We start from the raw sequence: 18,769 nt of genomic DNA on the forward strand, positions 1-18,769 counted from the left end.
AATGAAATTTCTCAATAAAGATACTTGTTAGCATTATGATTTTTATTTACTATCTAGTATACTTACGCTGTGTATAAGAATGAAAAAGACAATAATATAGAGATAACACTTCCCCTTGTTAATAAAAATGAAGATAACGTTGTCTTTCCGCTCGTAATAAATGTTTTAACAAAATTCTGGGGTGAAATAACGCCAGATGAAGAAATATCTCAGAGAACTACACTTTACCCTAATCATAAAGGTACAATTTTTATAGAGGGCTTAGAAATTATTGAGAAGAAATTCAATTTATTATCCAAAGTATATCGTGGCTCTTTAGATGATTTGAAGAAACGACTTGGTCAAGGAATCCCTCTAATCGTTATCCTACCTGGGATAAATGAGACTATTCAATTTGCTACTATTGTGACTGGCTATGATCCTGAGGAAAAACGATTAATAACTTATGTTCCTGAACCAGATTCTTTTGGAGCAATTCCAGAAGAAAGATTTCTTAGCGAATGGGCTCAGGAGGATTTTTTGACCTTGATGATATACCCAGAAGATGCCAAAGATATATTAAAAAACAGTTTATTTATGTTTGATAAAACTAATCGAATTTCTCTAGAAGCCGAAAGACTAAAAATCCAAGGTAAAGCCAAAGATGCCTTAGAGTTGCTTACAAAGACACTTGCCAGTAACGAGGAAGAGAAAGACAATCCACAATTGCTGCTGATGATTGCAGGAATTCTTAACGAGCAAGATGATGAAAAATGCGTAGAACTTTATGAAAAGATTATAGAATTAAATCCAAAATTTTACCTGGCACATAGAGGATTAGGTAATTATTACCTTAAGAAGAAGAATTATTCAAAATCTAAACAGTATTATCTAAATGCGATAGATATCAGTCCATCAAGATACGGACCAATTTACAAGAATCTGGGTATTACATACTTAAATCTTGGTAATGATGTCTCTGCAAAAGAATCGTTTAAGGAATATCTTCAACGTGTCCCCAATGCTTCTGATGAAAAAAATATTCTCGAGTTCATAAATTCATAAATGTTACTCTAAAAAATGAACGTTATTGTGATCAGCCTACGTTGCATGACTTTGAAATGAGTAACATGAATTCTCCATTGTCTACAGAGAATAGTCGTGCTATTGTGATGGAACCTACGATAAAGTCTATTTCATTCTTGAAATTCTTAAAAAAATCAGCCAACGATTTGCTAAAATCAAATGAATATAAACCAAAGTCTATCAAAACGGAAGGATTCTACGTGATAATATTCTTACGTGATGATTCACAACTAGTTCAAGCTACCGAGTTATTGCGAAAGATTTCTGGTGTATCTTATGTTTTCATAGCAGCCGTTTTAAAGCTTGAATACGATACTTTATCTAGGAGCATTTTATCAATCGCAACCAAGTTAGTTATGAATGGTGAAAAATACTTGATCAAGATAGAAACTTCAAAACTGACCAAGTCCAAAGATGACGAATTTACATATTTTAAACATGATCTAGAGTTTTTTATTCAAACTGAATTATCTAGCCAGGTAAAAGGTCTTATTCCGGTACAAGATGAATCTCATGCCGATAAAATTTTGTATATACTCATCGGTAACGATATTGCGTTAATAAGCTTATTGGTGCTTAAAGGTTCTGATTGCATCCCGTTTAATTTCTTACAAACTGATGTTGCATGCCCAATTTATGATGATTGTTCTCTGCTGTCGCTAGTACAGGTTTTAGATTCAGGATATATGCCCATGCCAGTTCTTTTCTTTGACAATCAACTTGACTTGATACAAAAAATAAGAAAATTTGATGAAATAATTAGAAATTATCCAATTGAGTTTGTAACATTTTATTTGATCTCTATGCAAGATACACAGCAGTCGTCGGTCCGACCTACAAATAGGGCGTCTAGGGGGCATCATATCTCAAAGGAAAAAGGTAACCCGATTCAAAGCTTGATTTATGAGCAAGTTATTATCCAGATCTTACTCCGTAATGATTTTGATTCCTTTTTTGTAAGCTTTCCATTTGTTCCTTTTATTCATCCTAACTGGTTTATTCAAAAAAACATTAAACTGTTCAATCAATCAAAAAAAATACTTCTCACGCCTCTTCTTTTTGGTTGTCCTCCACAAGCATTTGAGAAGAACCTGACAAAATTAGTTGGCTTAAACTCTACTATCAATCAAGGCATTCTTATCCGAAATTATCTAGATGACAGTGAACCAAAGGATTTTGCAGAGGCTACAGATAGGTATACAAAATCAATTAACACCGGTGACTTTGAGAAATTTTCATTAAACGTACGAAAGAACGATATCTTTGACATTTTGGATTCCGTCTAGTTTGTTACTTAATTTCATCAGATCTGACATTTTATCTCTATAAGAATTATCATAAATCAAATCGTTTACCGCATCGATAAGCATGGTCTGATTCATTTTTTTAGAATCAATTGCCTTGCCTATACCAAGTCTCTCAATCTTGGAAGAATTTGACATTTGTTCTCCGTGGCTTTGAATAGGAATGGAGATAATCGGTTTTCCGTATTGAATGGCTTGTGATATAGCTGTGTGTCCTCCACGCATAATTATGACATCCGATAGAAAATAAATTTCGTCTTTGTACGGGCACCACTCAAAATACCACATATTACTAGATATTTTTGTGGGGATCGTATTGCCGTTTGACTTTCCTTCGGAGAATACAAATTGAACAGATGGTAGATTCTTAAAAACATCTATGAGCTTCTTTATTATAGGTATCCTGGTGCCTGTAGGACCACTTATGTGGACAAAAATGAGTGGTTTTGTACTGTCAATTTGTAGGACCTCTTTTGCCTTTGAAAGACTAATTTCAGTAATTTTAGCCCTTGGGGTTATGAACCCAACATAGTCTAATTTAGACTTGATTGATTTTACGGAATTTATTGTACTCTCTGAAATGGTGTATGGTGGAGGTAAGTCTGGTATTAGAATTCTGTCTGACATGTTCCACATGCCTCCCATAAGCTCACCATTGCAAGTTTCAAAAAATCTAACGGCTTTGAACTCTTGTAGTCTGGGAGTTAGTAGAAGCTTAACTTGATTGATTACCAAGATATTTGGTAGATTCAATATTCTCGCGGCTATGAGGGGAGATAACCGGGAATCAGATATTATGATCTGGGGTTTGAAATTCTTCAAGTATTTTATTTCTTTGTTTATTTGAACAGGTAAATTGACTAGCCATTGAGGTATCTTATTTATATTACTCATAACTGAAAATTCGCCATCTTTTCCCCACATAAATTCCACTGGAGGAACTTTTTCACACTCATATCCTTGGCTTTCAACGTAATTGCGGGCTTCTCCAAATGAAGAAAATCGCATTTCAATGCCGGGCCTTTTTATATTTTCGGCTAAGATTAATAGTCTGCTGGCGTGACCCAAACCCACGCCATATGGTGCCAAATAAACCCTTTGCATCATAAACACGATTTTTGAAGGGACTAAAAAGTGTTCAGTTAGACCATCCAGCCCGCGAGCCAAATGCTTCCATGACCGTGAATAAGATTTCTAAAATTGATCTTGGATGTACAATTATTGCTTTCTAAACTAGAGCAACGTAATTTTACTGATGATCCAGTAAAATTATGGGGGATCATTCGTTAATTTTTTGACCGTTTGTTTTGATTTTAGAGATTTCAGGAATCATCCAGATAAATTTTGTATGAATGCAGTTATTCGATTGATCTGTCTCACATTGCAACTCTCCATTTACATAAAACACATCAACTAGTATTTTTTTCTTGACGTCTTTTAGAGTTATTCTGTTTCCTTGATAGGAATCTACCGATAAAGAAGGAGCAACCCTTGCCAGGAACTCCTCTTTCTCCAAATATCCTTGTAAAAATTCATTTACATATTCCTTAATATTTAGGCGTTTTTGAATTGCTCTCTGTTTCATCTTCTCATAATTCTCTACAAAGATCTCCACCGTGACCACGCTTCTTCCTCCTCTCTTAACGGGCATCAATAACAATAGCATGTGCTCCCGTTTAATAATTTCTATTAACATGTAAAAGCATAATAGAAGATATGTTTATATATTATAACATATTATAACATGTTATAATATGTTAATGAAATTGATATTTTTGGTGCATCTGACATTTTCTCTGCAAGGAGATAAAACAAGGAAAACAAAGCTCATTAGGGATTCTGCCGGTCATACTAAAAGGAAGAAAAAACTACATAGGCTCAAGAATGATGGATTAAACAAATTATCTAGAAACCTATCATGGAGGTTAAGATTATTAGGATTCTTACCACAGGTCATAACCTTCTACGGACTCACAAAATTTGATACATTGGTTCTGTTTAAAGCTCTTCTGTTTGTACTGAAAAAGTTACTCCTATTATCAAAGCTAGTTATTTGTAGAATGTTAGATAGGCTTTTGAGTGATGATATTAATGGAGATTGATATCAAACCTTTCTTGAGTAGACCACGTTGACAATTTTCTGGACATCTCACGACTTGTGCCTATTTCACTAATAAGCCACTTCGATTTCTATTGCCAAATGCCTGAGTTAACAATCTTGAGAGATATATAGATATAATCAATAGGAATAGGTCATGGCTTGTTGCACTGCTGTTAACTAAATTTATCATGGGCTAATTGAATAGCATTCAAAATTACGTAATCCTTTAAGCAATTGTTTAAAATATTAACAGGATTTGTACCTTTGTATTAAATTATTATCAACAATCTTGAATTATTTAGGATTCATACAAGTGGATAACCCCATTTTACTACAATCTAATTGTAGGTGCCCGATCTTATTTGTTTGACGAATTTGACTATGCTTTATAAAGAGAATTGGTTATATGTCAGATATATATTGGAAAATTATGACAGTGTGTGTATACCTGTGTATATTTTTTTGTATACATGGTGTCGCTTTTTTGTATCCAATTTAAATAGTCGAGTCTAAGGTAGATACAACCCTTCCTCTATACCATATAGATTGTCAAAAACCTTTAAAAGGATCTTTGAAACTGCACAATTCATCATTCTTCGTCTGCGAGCATAGTTTCACAATACTCACTCTATGAGGGAGTAGTGCCAACAAGGCCTTGACCAGGTGATTGAGGTCCAGACCCTGATAGCCAGAATCATTAGCAGGCGCTTAATTTTGTTTTTCTGGTCCTACCTTTCTATTTAGATCAGCTTTTTATCTTCCGCAATGAAAAACCATTGTATCGATTTTCCTCACGACAACATTATGGTTGCTGATCCTCTACTTATTTGACAGATTAATAGGTTGATTAAAAATCAGGACTATTTGCTTTTTGATAATGATGATTTATGTAAACACACCATAAATTATCTTCTTATCTATCTACTAGATTGAGTAGAGGGTAATTTGAGGTACGGACTGAAGAGGCTAATAGTGAATCATTGAATCTACTAATGTGATGAAAATTTGGAATTACTCATTAGTCTAAAAAATAGATAAGATCTAAAAGAATAGATGCCTAAAATAGCACTGGCTGTCTTCCAAACATTTAATTGGTATGAGCGTAAAAAATTAAAAGTGATTTACCTTGACTAATCACTATTAGTCAGATTCTTCAGCATAAATCAATTTCATTTCATCGAAAGTGAGTTTTTCTCCGCTGGACATTTTCTTCATAGCGACCTCCTTTAACGAATTCCATAATTCTTGATTTTCTCTGTTCTTGCGCATCTTGTCTTGAGGTATTTCGTGCCTGATCTTTCTTTCTGGACTATAACGTCTTTGTCTCTCCGAAGAATGCTGTAACCTATTTCTCTTAAACTCTATAGCATTAAGTTGGGTATCTACCATTTCTATCTTAGCCCCGGCTTCTCTTACTCTGTGAATCACACCCCGTCTTTCCTCATAAAGTTCTTCTCTTCTGTTCAACAACTCATCCAAACTTGCCTTTATTTTACCAATTCCCTTTCCTACATCTGCTTTTTGGTCAAATATTTCATTCATTTTTCCTTTAATATCGTCAAACTTTGTTGCCAGTGATTTGTAAGTGTCTTCTTTCTTATGAATAACTTTTAGTGCATGTAACCTAGTAGCTATCTCTTTTGATTTTAAGACCAGACGCCTTTCTTCATCCTTTGATAATTTCTTTGTTTGAATATCTCTCTCTATTTGTTCTAGTGCTTTTGTCAAATTTGATAGATTATACCTGTCTCTTCTTGACCTTGGACCTCCGCCGCCGCCGCCGCTAGATGCTTTGGTATCCAGAGTTCTCATCCTTTTTCTTTCTTCAATCAAGTTGCTCTTTAACTCTGTAAATTTTGCATAATCTGCATCCTTTACTTCATTAATTTGTTTTAGTTTTAGTCTCTCAGCTTCTAACTTTACTCTTTCTTCGTCAATAATCTTCTTTGTCTCTTCAATACTTTCGTTAATTTTCTCTATCTGGGTTTCCCCTAGTTTTTGCTCTTCTATTAATGATTTTTTGAAATCTAACAGAGTTTTTTGATTTGAATCTATTGAATTTTCCGATCTATTGTCTTTTTTTGTCGTAGATCCTGATGCTGCAGCAGAAGGAGCTGTAGCTGGATTTCCACTGTTCTGTTCTTGAACCACGCCGCTTACAACCTGTTAATATATGGAAAGATATATTTTTTCTGATTTCGTTTCGGTTAACTGATTTTCAATTGAACGAAGGGATATGATTTCAAAGTCCAAATTCGAGATTATTTACTAATAAATCAGTTCTAAAGGCAATGGTACCTCAAATGTCCTGGTGACAATTGATCCTTATGATTATTGAGACACTAGAAATCATATCAACTTGATCTCAATATTATCCTGATTTACTAATGATGATAAACAAATTTCAGGTGATTGTGAATTTCTTGCAAACATATATTTATATTCTATCTTGTGGATTAATAGGTGAGTAATAATGGATGATTTTGATAAAGATTTTCCAGGATTTGATTGGAAAAATACTCCCGCTTATAAACATCCAGGAGGAAAAGACTGTCCTTGTCCAAAGCATGAGTATATTCGAGAGCAAATTAATGTTGCCAAGACTTTAAATACAAATAGCAAAAATGTAGATACTGATAAAAAACCTACTTCAAATGTTACCCTTAAATTTTGCCCTGATCATTATAATGTTTATTTCAAGGAGGTAATTCCCGCTATGCCTTTAAAATACAGAATAATTACCAAGATTGCACTAAAATTGGGAGCTGTTGTGATCCAACAAATTCCATATATGATGTCGGATAAGTGCTTTTACTGCAAATTTGGTTCAGGCGGATTTGATAAAAAGGTGGAATTACCACCAATTTAGCCTTATTTGATGTCTGATTTTTTTAATAGATTTTTTGCTAGGTTATAATAATTAGATACTAACACGAGAGCAGCAATATTTCTTACTATCACCGATAGATAAGGCAGTTTATCAGTTGAATCGTTTTTATATCCATCCAAAAAGGATTTTTCTATAATTTTATATTTTTCGTTATCTAAGTCCAATAGACTAGCCAAGAAAATACCAATGTCGACGCTTTTCGTATATTCTGTAGCGTGGTTTTGTATCAAACCCAAGTCGGTTCGTATTATTTCTAAATCCTTGACTAAATAGTTCTGAGCCTTATTATCAATAAAGCATGATCCACTATTATGCAGATTTCTGGTTATTGTGCCAACTTTGTAAACAATTTCCAAGTTATTGCTCTTTTGCAAAAATCTATAAAGATTGCCCCCATCGATATATTCTTCGATGATGACGTCCTTGTTGATTTCTATTAACCTAGGTGTTTGAATTCCCAGATCCTTTAATTTCTGTCTACTAAATGAACCTTCATTTTCTAGAATTGATTTTCCAGTCTTCAAAGGAGCTGTAGGATGCAATAGCACAATTGAAATAAATGTAAAGACGAAAACTAAGAGATATTCGTTAATAGTCTTGACCGTTTTATTTCTTTTGATTACAACCATTTTACCATCAATTTTTGAAAGTGCAATATCTCTCTGCCAATTCACAAAATGCAAAATAATTAGTTCTCTATACTAAAGGTAGTCTATTTTAAATACTTTTAAGCATCAGCATGAAAGTAGGACAGTTAGTATTAAAAAACCTGATTCCCATTAGTCAAACCGTAGATTTCATCCGACAATGATTTGGACATTTACAAATGTTATTATACAAAACTTAATAGACGGTGTACTATAAAATATTCCTGTGTTTACGTACACTAACTTTTTTAGAATTTTAAGCATTTTTGTAATTGCTGGAGCATTACTATCTCTAACAGGCACAAATGCACAGGCACTATCGGGATCTATTACTGATTATAAATTTGGTTATGGTCCTATTGCAAGCATAAATAATGACTGGATCTTGGCAGGTCATTGGATGGGTTATCATAATCCATCAAACCTTACTGACTCAGGTTTTCATTCAACATTTGATATGGTAATGAAAAATGGATCAGCTCCTCATATGCATCAGATATCTAATGCAACCATTAGCGATGTGAAAATGGATGGAAATAATACAGTCATTCAAGGCCTTGTAACAATAACAATGAAAGATGGACCTGTGGTAGATGTACCAACTACTTGGACAATTTCTAATAATAATACACTTGCCATCAAATTGGACCCTTCAATGATTAACAATCACTTTGGTGAATCCCCAATTTATGGACTCGTACTAACACCTGAGAAGGAGATGAACATAATGAATAAAATGATGGAGGATTCAAAATTCATGGATCAATGGATTCCATTGATGATGCAAAATATGATGAGTACACTGAATATGAATGGCGAAAATATGTCTGCAATGCCTCAAATAATGGACCCCTCAGCTTCAAATAGTTCTATGGGAATGAACATGAGTAATAACATGGTGATTCAATAGACTGAATTTGTTGGCTAGAAGACTAACTAATTCTCTTATTTTTATCTAAATTACATTTTTCAATTTCAAAAGATTTTATGTTAATCAGAGTGTACAAAGATGTTGATATGTTAATCGCTACCCTTGTATTTGTTACCTGCCTATGCATAAGCCTGAGGGGAGACTAGTCAGACAATTGTTGTTAGTATAATGATTATTGTTAATATTTATCGGGAGATTATTTGCGTTGTTAATATCCAGTACGTTATTAAATACATTGTTAAAGTCCACATAATTTAGGGAACTTTGTGTATCAAGGAAAATTCCATTCGTTGTGTTCAATATGTTATTCCCATTTATCAAATTGTTTGCAGAATTGATTAAGGTGACTCCTGACAGCTTATTTTGGCTTAGTTGATTGAATTTAATATCTGCACCTTCTGAAGAATGCAGGGCTACTCCAATGGTGTTTTTATTTATCATGTTATTGGTTATTTCGGAGTTTTGAGACCCAGTTACATAAAATGCAACCTTGTTGTTGTTTGTATTTATATCGTGTACGAACACATCATTACTTCCAGAAAGGTAAATACCCGATTGGAAACCTGTGACTATACCATTTCCTGAAATTGTTACATTATGCTGTCCAGCGATCATTATTCCGACCTTGTTGCTGTCAAGTCCTGGACCTTTTAATGAGAATCCATTCATATCTATGTTGGTATTATTTGCCCCAACTATCAGTCCATCGCCTTTACAAATCAAATTTGAAATTAATTTCACGTTACCCTGTACATTTTGACCACAAGCAGGATGTATTTCCACGATAGATTGTTGCTGACCTCCGGACGATTGACTAGCTCCTTCTTGATTTGCTTGGGGAATTTCAGATGTTTCTTCATTGGTTTGTTCATCTTTTAGCGATACATTGCTTGCTTGTTCTTGTTCTATCTGATTTTGACTCTCATCGTTAGTATTGCTTTTAGAATTTCCCGTGTTTTGACTTGTAATAATATTTCTGTCAGGGTCAAGTTGTGGCAGCTTGACATCGGCAGAATCATTAACCGTAGAACTAAATACCATATTATTTGTTGACAAGGGGGATTGAAACAGGATAGAGAAGAAAAGAATTGTCAATGACGAATTTAATAATAAATTCTTACAGCTTGGCATAACTACTTTCATCACAGATAAAATTCTACACGGTGTATATTATATCAATTTTACCTTTATCCTATTTTAATAATGCTCTATTCAAAGCGTGAACTGAAGAACGATAAACCCTAGCGACGACGGGTGAAAGTTTACTTGATAGTTCTATCCTTCATGCCAGGCGCCATTTTTACGTAATGTCTCTTGGGGTTGACCTCATAGCAAATCTAACAAACCAAATAATTTTTCAGATTAGATATTGTATAACGGTAACAAAGGCAGAAAAACGACAGACTCCTATCTTGGTTTATTATCAATTTTTTCTAGGTTAAGTTTACGTCATCATTTTTTCAAAAACCGATTATCTATTCTGATAATTCTCTTCTAGCTCAAAATACTTTTTTTTCAAACTCTCATATTCAGTGGGTTGTATGTCTGGAGCATTCATATACAAGTAATTTTTCACAGATTGATTGTTCCTAAGATTTTTCCAGTTTGAAAGGAATTTCTTTATAAAATCATCAATAACCTCCTTGTTGGTTAATCCAGTTGAATCAATTTTAAGACTCTCATTGATAAAACATATCTCTTCTTTATTGTCGCCGCTTATGTATTCGATAGGGATAGGTTTAAATTTTTTTCCTTCGACCTTATTTGGAATTATTACTGCGATGTAAGGTTTTTTTTCAAATTCTAATCTCTTTTTTTCACCCATTATGCATATTAGTGCATAAAAATTAAAAATTAATTGGAACAAAAAAAATAATAGACAATTTATGCAAGTTTTGCCGTTTGATTCATACCGTTTTCCGATATTAGTGAAAACTATTTCAGAAATTCATCAACGGAAATGACTCTCATCTCAACAAATATTAATGCGTCACAAAAATTAATGTAAATAGTAGGGGCCGATCGTCTAGCCTGGTAGGATACGGCATTGGCATTGCCGAGGTCGTGGGTTCGAATCCCACTCGGTCCATATCATTTCTGTATGGATTTATGGTTCCTTCTCCATTACAATGGTATCCTCAATGCAGATATCACCAATTGAAAATCAGCAAAATTTTCACGTACATATAGATCCATATTCAAAGTTTATGTAGTCTTAAATACTTGCACGTGATGATAATGCCAATTGTCTGCAACTGCTGATCCCGGATCTCCTCCTACAGAACAAATATCATTTAATGCGTGGAAAACGCTTTTATTATTGGCCAGTACTATTGTGATGTTTCTCTTTCTCAATACTGCCATGGCACCGGCTATTCCGGTTATAGCTGAGGATTTTCAAATTTCCGAAGCTCTTTCATCCTGGGTGATGACAGCATACATGGTGTCAGGAGCTGTTATGACAGTGGTAATGGGAAGGTTGTCAGACCTTGTTGGAGCCAAGAAAATGCTAATGATTATGATGACATGTTTTACTGTAGGAACTATCTTGGCACCATTTGCTAATGACATATCAACCCTCATTGCCATTAGAGCACTTCAGGGAATAGCAATAGCTAGTACTCCGATTTCAACTAAATTAATAAGAGACCAGTTCCCTAAGAGCAAATTTCCAATCGGCATGAGTATATATCTTGCCGCCTATTCTGGTGGCATGGCGCTAGGGGCCGTGTTAGGACCCGTAGTAGCTGCAAACGCAGGTTGGCAGGCTAATTTCTACTTCTGCGCTCCTATTGCAGTAGTTTTGTTACTTGCATGCTGGAAGTTCATTCACGTCGATGAAAGTAAGAAGATACACGAGCATGATCATGTTGACACAGCTTCAAATGATATTCCTACTAAGGCTCAGAAGCAGACTGGAAAACAACGTATAGACTTTATAGGTATTATAACTATGGCTGTGACACTCGTCAGTTTTCTCATAGCAATAACATATAGTGGATCAATGGCCACTAATCCAATAGCGTTTGTAGTTCCTCTCGCCATAGGTGCTATCTTTCTTATGCTTTTCCTAATTGTGGAAAAGCGAGTAAAATATCCGTTGGTTAACTTGAAATTAGTTTTTCATCCAGTTATTTTTGTTGGAAACATCACAATGTTAATGTTCGGTATTTTACAGTATTTCGTTATTACAGGCATACCGGCGTTGGGATCTGCTCCTTCCCCATCAGGGTTAGGTCTAGAACCAGAAAATGTGGGATTTCTACAGTTGGCTTTTGGTCTATCAATGATGATCTTTGGGCCAATTTTCGGGTTGATTATAGCAAAAAGAAGAGGACTCAATACGAAGTTATTGGTACCTGGTATTGTAATTGCCGCTGTTTCATTTTTGTTGCTTTTGTTATTCCATTCCTCATCACAAGCTATTAATGGTGCACTCTTCATATTTGGTATCGCTGGAGCACTATTACCAACCACATTTATTAACACGATTATAGCATTTTCACCTAAAGAATTTACTGGAATTTCCTCAGCTGTTACTAATATGATGAGAATTGTAGGAGGTGCAATAGGTCCAGTGATCACAACTGTAATTCTAACATCTGTTACGGTCTCTATTACCGTTGATAATGTTGAGGGAAGTTATCCAAGTCCAGTTGCATTTAACATTGTCTTTGGGATTGGGCTTGTAATGGCAATTGTATCTGTGGTCCTAGCTCTCAGGATGAAACACCTTGCTACTAAGATGACGCCGTTAACAACCAAAGACATCACGTGAAGTCTCTGGAGTCTCACAACAATCTCCAATGCCATTAAAGATTCAGATAGCTAATAGGCGTGTTACAAACTTTAGGCGTACACCAACTTCCTGTTTAAGATGAAGAGATAGTTCTTGTAAATCGTTCTTTACCAGATATTCCCGATACCATCATCTCTATTCCGCTTATTAGAAATGCAATAGAGATCATAATAGCGAATAGAACCAACCCAAAAGACACTGGTTGTGCTATCACCAGAATAGACACTGTAACACAGAGAACTCCTACGCCTATACTAAAAGCTCTCGACGAACCTAAAGACTTGAATGTTATACCCTGTATTATCCTCGCAATACCATTTATGAGTAAGGCGATTGCAGCCAAAACAACTAAAACCGCTGATGTGAATACGGGGAATTGCATAAGTACAACAGAAAAGGCTATCACCAGCAGACCAATTCCAATATTAGCGTAGCGTGATCCTTTGGAAGATGTAGGCATAGCAATCCCAACAGCTATCCTTTCAATTCCGATGATCAGCAAAACCACCGAAAGAATCAAAATAATTGTCAATATTGCAGGACCAATGTATGCTAAAATAACGAGGGATAACAATATGCATATTCCGCCTAATACGATCTGAAGCATTCTAAGCCAAGGCTGAGACTCGGAAGTTTGCAATATATTAACTGTTTTTAGGCGACCTTTATAAGGTTACACTTAGTTGTTCAATATATGGTTTGATGCAAAAATAACAAAATTGCATAAGCAAAATGGGAATAAAAATTGTAAAGATGATTGTATCTTTAATGACTCCACGTTCTTCTAATGTGATCTCCAAGGCTAGACTAATGAATTATGCAGCACAAGACAACACTTTCTAATGGAAGTCTTTATGTAACGTGCTCTTGAAGCCCGCGCTTGATGCAGTCGCCGGCGACCACTGCAACATCAACCTCTGAGGACTGGGTTGTCATGGAAACCCCTTTGCGCTCAACCAGTTACTGCACTGGGCAACTATCCGCTATGTCATAATATTCATTACAATTCTTCCAGAGCAGTGTATCTGAATTTACAACAACGTAAGCGGGTACGACGTGTGTCTAACAAAGATGGTTCCTTTAAAATTGACGAATATAAATATGGATACGTTGTAAGCATTAAGAAGATGGACTGCTCTAGGATTTCAAACTAAGTTTTGTTAATTTCTCATATCGAGTATTCGTTTATCGTAATATTCTGGTAGAGGTTATTAGTAAAGGATAGAGAAGTATGTGATATAGAGCGATTAAAATTGCATTCGTGTATCATCTAAGTAAATTACCATTAGAGAGATTTATATTTCAGGTATTTCTGAAGAGTTGGAGTAGATGGGGGATGGTTCCTTCAGATTAAATTCTTGTTATTCTTAATCACCTTCGCAAATTTTTTCATTAATCTACTAACCTATCAAAATCTACTTTTTTAACCAAAAAATATATCAAATCTAAGAAAAATTGTGAAATTCTGGTTGAATTAAAGATTAATCAAAAAAGGGCTTATAGTTCGAGAGCTGTTATCACCTACTTTCCTATTGTTGCATTTAGAATGAAAATAGTTATCTCGTTTGGATGTGATACATGACGTATGGTAAGACTGACGTAGTGATAGAGGGGTTATATTCATTCGTTCTGCATACGTCTGTTGAACATCTGGGGAATCATTGATCGGACTCAGATATCTGATACTGTGTTGGTATTTCTTTCAAGATGTGGGGGCTGATTCCTAAATATCTTTGATTTGACCCCATTGCAAGAATGGTTAGAATTATCAAAATAATTTAAACATGGACATCGAAATTTATCAAACAGCACAAAAAAAAGAGTGGTGAGAACGTACCACCATTATGAGGTTGTTTGAAGTAGTGGATTGGTCAGTGTAGATATGGCAATATTGTATTGTTGAGTGGTGGCATCAGACCAATTTGTTGTAACAAGGTCATTCTGTCGTAAAAGATCTTACCTGCCTTTACCTTTCCTGCGCTGTCCCAGTCAAGAACTTCAACTGCATCAAGTTAGAATTTGTTACCAGTAGCAGGAGTGCCTTCATAAGACTGATCATTTGTGCCATATATGGTAACCTTTGAGAAGGTTTGGTCGCCGGATAGGTAATACTGGTAGTTGGCTATCTTTGCATCACTAGACATATTTGATGGCTTGGTAACTCCTCTGGTGTTATCAGGATTTGGCCTGTTGCTTGATCTGCATATTGAATTTTAGGTATTATGTATGGTAATACTGCAGATAAGTCTAGCTCACTCCATTTCTAATGTAACCAATTATGACGTTGTCTGAGATCGTCTGATGGGGCTGCTGTTGGGCCCGGAGGTAGAGTCTCAGGTGGAGCTGATGCCATACGTGTTGGTACTGGGGTATCAGGGACTGTCCGGTTGGCCTTACCAAGTTGATCTAGGAAACCCAACCTATCATAATATATATCCCCACCAATGACTCTCTCACTATCATCCCATAGGATGAACTCGGCAAGTGGTACTTCAAACGTGTTGCCGGTAGCCGGGCCGACAATTGAAACGTCGTTTGTGGCATTCATTATACCATTCATTAGAATCATATCGTTGGTATTTTCTTTGATGTATTGACGGTCTACCAACTTTGCATCGCTAGAGAAATTCCAAACAGAACTTGCATAGGTTTTCATCTGTGGTATGGTGTAGACATGATGTCCCGTAGGATGATCTACATAGTAGAATATTGACTCAAAGAACGGAAGAAACGCGGAAATATTCTGGGCATTCTACAATTCGTGTGACCAATTGTAAATTCCAATAAGACTACCTGGGGCCTCCATATCTGTTACGTTAGGCATATAGGTAGTAGGCGGAGAGGTTGTTGCGTAAACTGTCATAGTTTGCAATAATAATAAACTTGCAATGACTGTACTAACAATAACTTTGGATAAGATCATGAGTAGTTGACAATAGCCATTGTATATAAAGGGACCTAAAGGAATCTATATTAAAATCATCTCCAAAAATATACAAACCTCATATTTACTAATATTCTCAGCTTGACAACCTAATCCATTTGAACCTGATCCTGTTCTACGGAACTAAATAAATGACTAGTGAATCGGCGTTCTATACCAAACTTTCCATGATTTACTTTGATCTGAGCCGTGCGATTTGACTTATTCTTTTTTTATAAGATCGAGGCTACTGATTTGGGCGCCCTTAAAAGCAGTTTTAAGCAAGATAAACACCATTTTGACTCTTTTTGGCCTAACGGATACAGGTCAAGGAAACCAAAGATTGAGGCTTCTCATTAAAACTTTTTTCTAAAATAGGAGGCTTTAAGACAAGTTATAGAACCGATATCGACACTCCTCCCTCCGGTCCCGTACCTAGAATAATCATTTAGTTCCAGGTCACTTTTACAGTGAAATATTTCTTTTTTTAACGCCCGGATTGTAATACTTGTCATAATTCTGGGATTTTCCAAAGATTCTGGTCATGATTTAACATTTACTTTGGTCTTTTGTATCTATGGTCAAAAAATGGCAAAATCACACAACCGTTATATATCCATTACTATAAATGAGTATTAGTAATGAGACAGATTAGAAAAACCTACTTTATTCATAAACAGAACAATGTAGAATTTGAACTTATAAGAAATAATTCGGAAATATCAAAACAAGGTGGATGTAATTAAATGATCCACCGAATAGGATCCTCCGTTAATACCTTTGGATTGTTATCCACCTTTTCCATCTCCATGTTTGTTTTGATAATGATGTTTGCATTTGATCATTCGAATCTTAATGCTTTCGCTCAAAATCAATCCTTGCCTTTTTCTGATATTTATAGCGACCAAGTGTTAGGAAAAATAAATGATAAAGATCATTTGGCTGAAATGAACTTTTCAAAGCCTGTAGACGTATACAGTAAAGACGGAGTTTTGAAAACTACACTGGTTGCAGATTATAAGATAGGTAAAGTGGACAACAAGACAACCACTGCAATGGTATACAATGGTTCTCTCGTGGGGCCCGCTTTCCATGTTTATCCTGGAGACAGAGTGGAGATTGATTTGGTAAACAATCTCAGAGAGTCTACCAACCTCCATTTCCATGGACTTCATGTGTCTCCTGGAAATACATCTGATAATATATTTCTGGATGTTCAGCCTGGCAAAACGCTGCACTATATTCTAGATATTCCAAAAGATCATGAACCGGGCACGAATTGGTATCATTCACATTTGCATATGCTTTCTTATGGACAAGTTTCGGGAGGCCTGTCTGGGTTGTTCATTATTGAAGGTTTAGAAGAGTTATTGCCAGAGCCATTACAGAATATCACACATCAAACCATTGCCATAAAGGATTTTCCATTTGACAATCTATGGGTAACTACGCATGATTTGAGTAACACAATGTCAGGCCATGAAAGCCTAACCGTTAACGGGGAAGTCAATCCTACCATCAACATTACATCAGGCGAGACCCAGTTATGGCGCCTGGCCAACATCGGTTCTGAGAATGAATATATAATTAAACTCCCAGGCAATACATTCCATGTTATCGCAGAAGATGGAAGCCCGGTTTGGGAGGTGTGGAATAATGATAGTCTTTTCTTTCCCTCTGGTAAACGGTTTGATGTATTGGTGACTGCCAACGGTAGCGGGTTTCTTCCATTAGGAGTTCCTCCTAACCCCTTTACTGCACCGTATGATTCACATGTTGCGACTGTGAATATACAAGGTAACCAAACCAATGAAAAACCTGCCGATATCCTTCCAACAAGCTTAATTCCAAGGAGTGACCTCAGTAATGCCACCATCGCTGAACATAGAGTCCTTAATTTCTCATCAAACGATAGAGATTATATCTACAAGATAAATAACAAAACATTTGATGTCAACAGAACAGACTTTAAACCTAAACTTGGAACTGTAGAGGAGTGGAAGTTAGTAAACCTTGATAAAATCTCATCTGGCAACATTCATCCGTTTCATATTCATATAAATGATTTTCAGGTAATGTCAGTTAATGGTCAGCCTTATAACGCACACGGATTACAAGATACAGTTATGATTCCAACTGAAGGCGATGTGGTCATTCGAATCCCATTTGATGATTTTGTGGGAAAATCTGTCTTTCACTGCCACCTGATGTTTCATGGAGACTTTGGCATGATGGGGATCTTTGAGGTCGTTAAATAGGTGATGATGTGATTTGGAGATAAGTAAAATGTTAAAGACAGATATATCCCAAAAAGGAAAAACAGTGGCTTTGTTCGTAATGCTAGTCTTCGCCATAGCTGGACTCACAGCAGTAACATCTCTTTCAAATTCGTCTGTGGCAGCACAAGGCCCAGTAAATCTTTCAGATCCGTCTGTGGTAGCGGAATTATCTGGATTGAACAAACATCCCAATTTAACCCCCGGTAATGTTTCAAAATCGTCTGTGGAAGCACAAACCCAAGATTCCGACCCAAATGATTGTTTCAGGACAAACAATAACTTAGATACTTGTCCTATGCATTCACACTTCAAAGGCCTCAGTAACTCCACAACGGATTGTTTCAAGATAGTTGGAGAAGGGAAGGTAAGCACCGGCGATGCTCAAAACTACACAAACAGTGTACAGAGCTTTTTCTCCTTACTAGCTGCAAACAATAAACTAACATCAATAAATGAAAATATAGCTGAAGGCAGCGGTCCAATTACTAATATGAAGGGTATATGGGATTTAATGGGAAATGAGGTCATGACTCGAAATGACAGACAAATGGTATTGGACGAAATTGATAGCATCTTGGCAGCCGCCCAACCCGGGTTTACCCAAATACAACAGGATGGGCTAAATTTCTGTTTCACAGATGAAACCGATGCTTTAGGCGCTTCACCTAACTATTAGGTCCATAATCTTTTTCTTTAGGCAAGAAAATAGTCTGTAAGATTATCCCTTTTCATTTATTCATTTTTGTTTAGCAAACCTCTAGACACTTAGAGAGACTGACCACAGAACTTTCCTGAACTATTAATATACCTTATAATTCCATGTCATTTTT

At 35.7% G+C, this 18,769-nt stretch carries 18 protein-coding genes and 1 tRNA gene; 10 read left to right on the forward strand and 9 right to left on the reverse strand.

Going from position 1 to position 18,769, the window contains the following annotated elements; translation table 11 throughout:
- The first annotated feature begins 69 nt into the window (after positions 1-69).
- Together NMY3_RS08940 and NMY3_RS08945 are read left to right on the forward strand one after the other, a co-directional pair.
- The gene (locus NMY3_RS08940) at positions 70-1,044 is read left to right on the forward strand and encodes a tetratricopeptide repeat protein (RefSeq protein ID WP_196815547.1); all 975 of its coding nucleotides are present in this window, start codon (positions 70-72) and stop codon (positions 1,042-1,044) included.
- 56 nt (positions 1,045-1,100) lie between these two features.
- Positions 1,101-2,351 (forward strand): hypothetical protein, encoded by a 1,251-nt coding sequence (locus tag NMY3_RS08945; RefSeq protein WP_196815548.1) that lies wholly within the window; start codon positions 1,101-1,103, stop codon positions 2,349-2,351.
- Here the strand turns inward: NMY3_RS08945 and NMY3_RS08950 are convergent.
- Together NMY3_RS08950 and NMY3_RS08955 are read right to left on the reverse strand one after the other, a co-directional pair.
- Complete coding sequence (locus NMY3_RS08950) at positions 2,304-3,536, reverse strand: glycosyltransferase (protein ID WP_196815549.1); 1,233 nt, start codon at positions 3,534-3,536, stop codon at positions 2,304-2,306. The genes NMY3_RS08945 and NMY3_RS08950 overlap by 48 nt on opposite strands.
- Positions 3,537-3,648: 112 nt before the next feature.
- Positions 3,649-4,065, reverse strand: a complete 417-nt coding sequence (locus NMY3_RS08955; RefSeq protein WP_196815550.1) for a hypothetical protein — start codon at positions 4,063-4,065, stop codon at positions 3,649-3,651.
- 64 nt (positions 4,066-4,129) lie between these two features.
- Here NMY3_RS08955 and NMY3_RS08960 point away from each other — a divergent pair, with 64 nt between their 5' ends.
- Positions 4,130-4,471 (forward strand): hypothetical protein, encoded by a 342-nt coding sequence (locus NMY3_RS08960; protein ID WP_196815551.1) that lies wholly within the window; start codon positions 4,130-4,132, stop codon positions 4,469-4,471.
- A gap of 1,139 nt (positions 4,472-5,610) precedes the next feature.
- Here the strand turns inward: NMY3_RS08960 and NMY3_RS08965 are convergent.
- Complete coding sequence (locus NMY3_RS08965) at positions 5,611-6,621, reverse strand: coiled-coil protein (RefSeq protein ID WP_196815552.1); 1,011 nt, start codon at positions 6,619-6,621, stop codon at positions 5,611-5,613.
- A gap of 322 nt (positions 6,622-6,943) precedes the next feature.
- On the opposite strand from NMY3_RS08965, the gene NMY3_RS08970 reads away from it, so the two are divergent.
- Entirely contained in the window at positions 6,944-7,339 is a 396-nt protein-coding gene (locus NMY3_RS08970) for a hypothetical protein (protein WP_144730414.1), read from the forward strand.
- 2 nt (positions 7,340-7,341) lie between these two features.
- Here NMY3_RS08970 and NMY3_RS08975 read toward each other — a convergent pair whose 3' ends face one another.
- Positions 7,342-8,043 carry a hypothetical protein gene (locus tag NMY3_RS08975; RefSeq protein ID WP_196815553.1) on the reverse strand — a complete coding sequence of 234 codons (702 nt, stop codon included), beginning with the start codon at positions 8,041-8,043 and terminating at the stop codon, positions 7,342-7,344.
- 190 nt (positions 8,044-8,233) lie between these two features.
- Here NMY3_RS08975 and NMY3_RS08980 point away from each other — a divergent pair, with 190 nt between their 5' ends.
- Positions 8,234-8,917 (forward strand): hypothetical protein, encoded by a 684-nt coding sequence (locus NMY3_RS08980; protein WP_196815554.1) that lies wholly within the window; start codon positions 8,234-8,236, stop codon positions 8,915-8,917.
- A 132-nt stretch (positions 8,918-9,049) separates the two neighbouring features.
- On the opposite strand, the gene NMY3_RS08985 is transcribed toward NMY3_RS08980, so the two are convergent.
- Together NMY3_RS08985 and NMY3_RS08990 are read right to left on the reverse strand one after the other, a co-directional pair.
- Positions 9,050-10,069: a NosD domain-containing protein gene (locus NMY3_RS08985; protein WP_196815555.1), complete on the reverse strand. Its 1,020-nt coding sequence runs from the start codon at positions 10,067-10,069 to the stop codon at positions 9,050-9,052.
- Positions 10,070-10,409: 340 nt separating this feature from the next.
- Positions 10,410-10,763, reverse strand: a complete 354-nt coding sequence (locus NMY3_RS08990) for a hypothetical protein (RefSeq protein WP_196815556.1) — start codon at positions 10,761-10,763, stop codon at positions 10,410-10,412.
- Positions 10,764-10,953: 190 nt separating this feature from the next.
- On the opposite strand from NMY3_RS08990, the gene NMY3_RS08995 reads away from it, so the two are divergent.
- Both NMY3_RS08995 and NMY3_RS09000 read left to right on the forward strand, forming a co-directional pair.
- Positions 10,954-11,027 (forward strand) — tRNA-Ala (locus tag NMY3_RS08995).
- A 156-nt stretch (positions 11,028-11,183) separates the two neighbouring features.
- The gene (locus tag NMY3_RS09000) at positions 11,184-12,716 is read left to right on the forward strand and encodes an MFS transporter (protein WP_196815557.1); all 1,533 of its coding nucleotides are present in this window, start codon (positions 11,184-11,186) and stop codon (positions 12,714-12,716) included.
- Positions 12,717-12,810: 94 nt separating this feature from the next.
- On the opposite strand, the gene NMY3_RS09005 is transcribed toward NMY3_RS09000, so the two are convergent.
- Positions 12,811-13,377 (reverse strand): HdeD family acid-resistance protein, encoded by a 567-nt coding sequence (locus NMY3_RS09005; RefSeq protein ID WP_196815558.1) that lies wholly within the window; start codon positions 13,375-13,377, stop codon positions 12,811-12,813.
- A gap of 289 nt (positions 13,378-13,666) precedes the next feature.
- On the opposite strand from NMY3_RS09005, the gene NMY3_RS09010 reads away from it, so the two are divergent.
- Positions 13,667-13,891 carry a hypothetical protein gene (locus NMY3_RS09010; RefSeq protein WP_196815559.1) on the forward strand — a complete coding sequence of 75 codons (225 nt, stop codon included), beginning with the start codon at positions 13,667-13,669 and terminating at the stop codon, positions 13,889-13,891.
- A gap of 858 nt (positions 13,892-14,749) precedes the next feature.
- On the opposite strand, the gene NMY3_RS16905 is transcribed toward NMY3_RS09010, so the two are convergent.
- Together NMY3_RS16905 and NMY3_RS09015 are read right to left on the reverse strand one after the other, a co-directional pair.
- Positions 14,750-14,881, reverse strand: a complete 132-nt coding sequence (locus tag NMY3_RS16905) for a hypothetical protein (protein ID WP_257719976.1) — start codon at positions 14,879-14,881, stop codon at positions 14,750-14,752.
- 119 nt (positions 14,882-15,000) lie between these two features.
- A complete protein-coding gene (locus tag NMY3_RS09015; RefSeq protein ID WP_196815560.1) occupies positions 15,001-15,345 on the reverse strand; it encodes a hypothetical protein in 345 nt (114 codons plus the stop codon).
- A 1,061-nt stretch (positions 15,346-16,406) separates the two neighbouring features.
- Between NMY3_RS09015 and NMY3_RS09020 the strand changes: the two genes are divergently transcribed.
- Both NMY3_RS09020 and NMY3_RS09025 read left to right on the forward strand, forming a co-directional pair.
- The gene (locus NMY3_RS09020) at positions 16,407-17,918 is read left to right on the forward strand and encodes a multicopper oxidase family protein (RefSeq protein WP_196815561.1); all 1,512 of its coding nucleotides are present in this window, start codon (positions 16,407-16,409) and stop codon (positions 17,916-17,918) included.
- Positions 17,919-17,931: 13 nt separating this feature from the next.
- A complete protein-coding gene (locus NMY3_RS09025; RefSeq protein WP_196815562.1) occupies positions 17,932-18,615 on the forward strand; it encodes a hypothetical protein in 684 nt (227 codons plus the stop codon).
- Positions 18,616-18,769: the final 154 nt, after the last annotated feature.

It is taken from the genome of Candidatus Nitrosocosmicus oleophilus (assembly GCF_000802205.1).
Lineage (GTDB): Archaea > Thermoproteota > Nitrososphaeria > Nitrososphaerales > Nitrososphaeraceae > Nitrosocosmicus > Nitrosocosmicus oleophilus.

What these genes read in the sequence shown, in the direction of transcription:
- NMY3_RS09020 (WP_196815561.1), top strand. Translation starts at nt 16,407, where the DNA reads ATGATCCACCGAATAGGATCCTCCGTTAATACCTTTGGATTGTTATCC.
- NMY3_RS08960 (WP_196815551.1), top strand. Translation starts at nt 4,130, where the DNA reads ATGAAATTGATATTTTTGGTGCATCTGACATTTTCTCTGCAAGGAGAT.
- NMY3_RS08945 (WP_196815548.1), top strand. Translation starts at nt 1,101, where the DNA reads ATGAGTAACATGAATTCTCCATTGTCTACAGAGAATAGTCGTGCTATT.
- NMY3_RS16905 (WP_257719976.1), bottom strand. Translation starts at nt 14,881, where the DNA reads ATGTCTAGTGATGCAAAGATAGCCAACTACCAGTATTACCTATCCGGC.
- NMY3_RS08955 (WP_196815550.1), bottom strand. Translation starts at nt 4,065, where the DNA reads ATGTTAATAGAAATTATTAAACGGGAGCACATGCTATTGTTATTGATG.
- NMY3_RS08990 (WP_196815556.1), bottom strand. Translation starts at nt 10,763, where the DNA reads ATGGGTGAAAAAAAGAGATTAGAATTTGAAAAAAAACCTTACATCGCA.
- NMY3_RS08985 (WP_196815555.1), bottom strand. Translation starts at nt 10,069, where the DNA reads ATGCCAAGCTGTAAGAATTTATTATTAAATTCGTCATTGACAATTCTT.
- NMY3_RS08970 (WP_144730414.1), top strand. Translation starts at nt 6,944, where the DNA reads ATGGATGATTTTGATAAAGATTTTCCAGGATTTGATTGGAAAAATACT.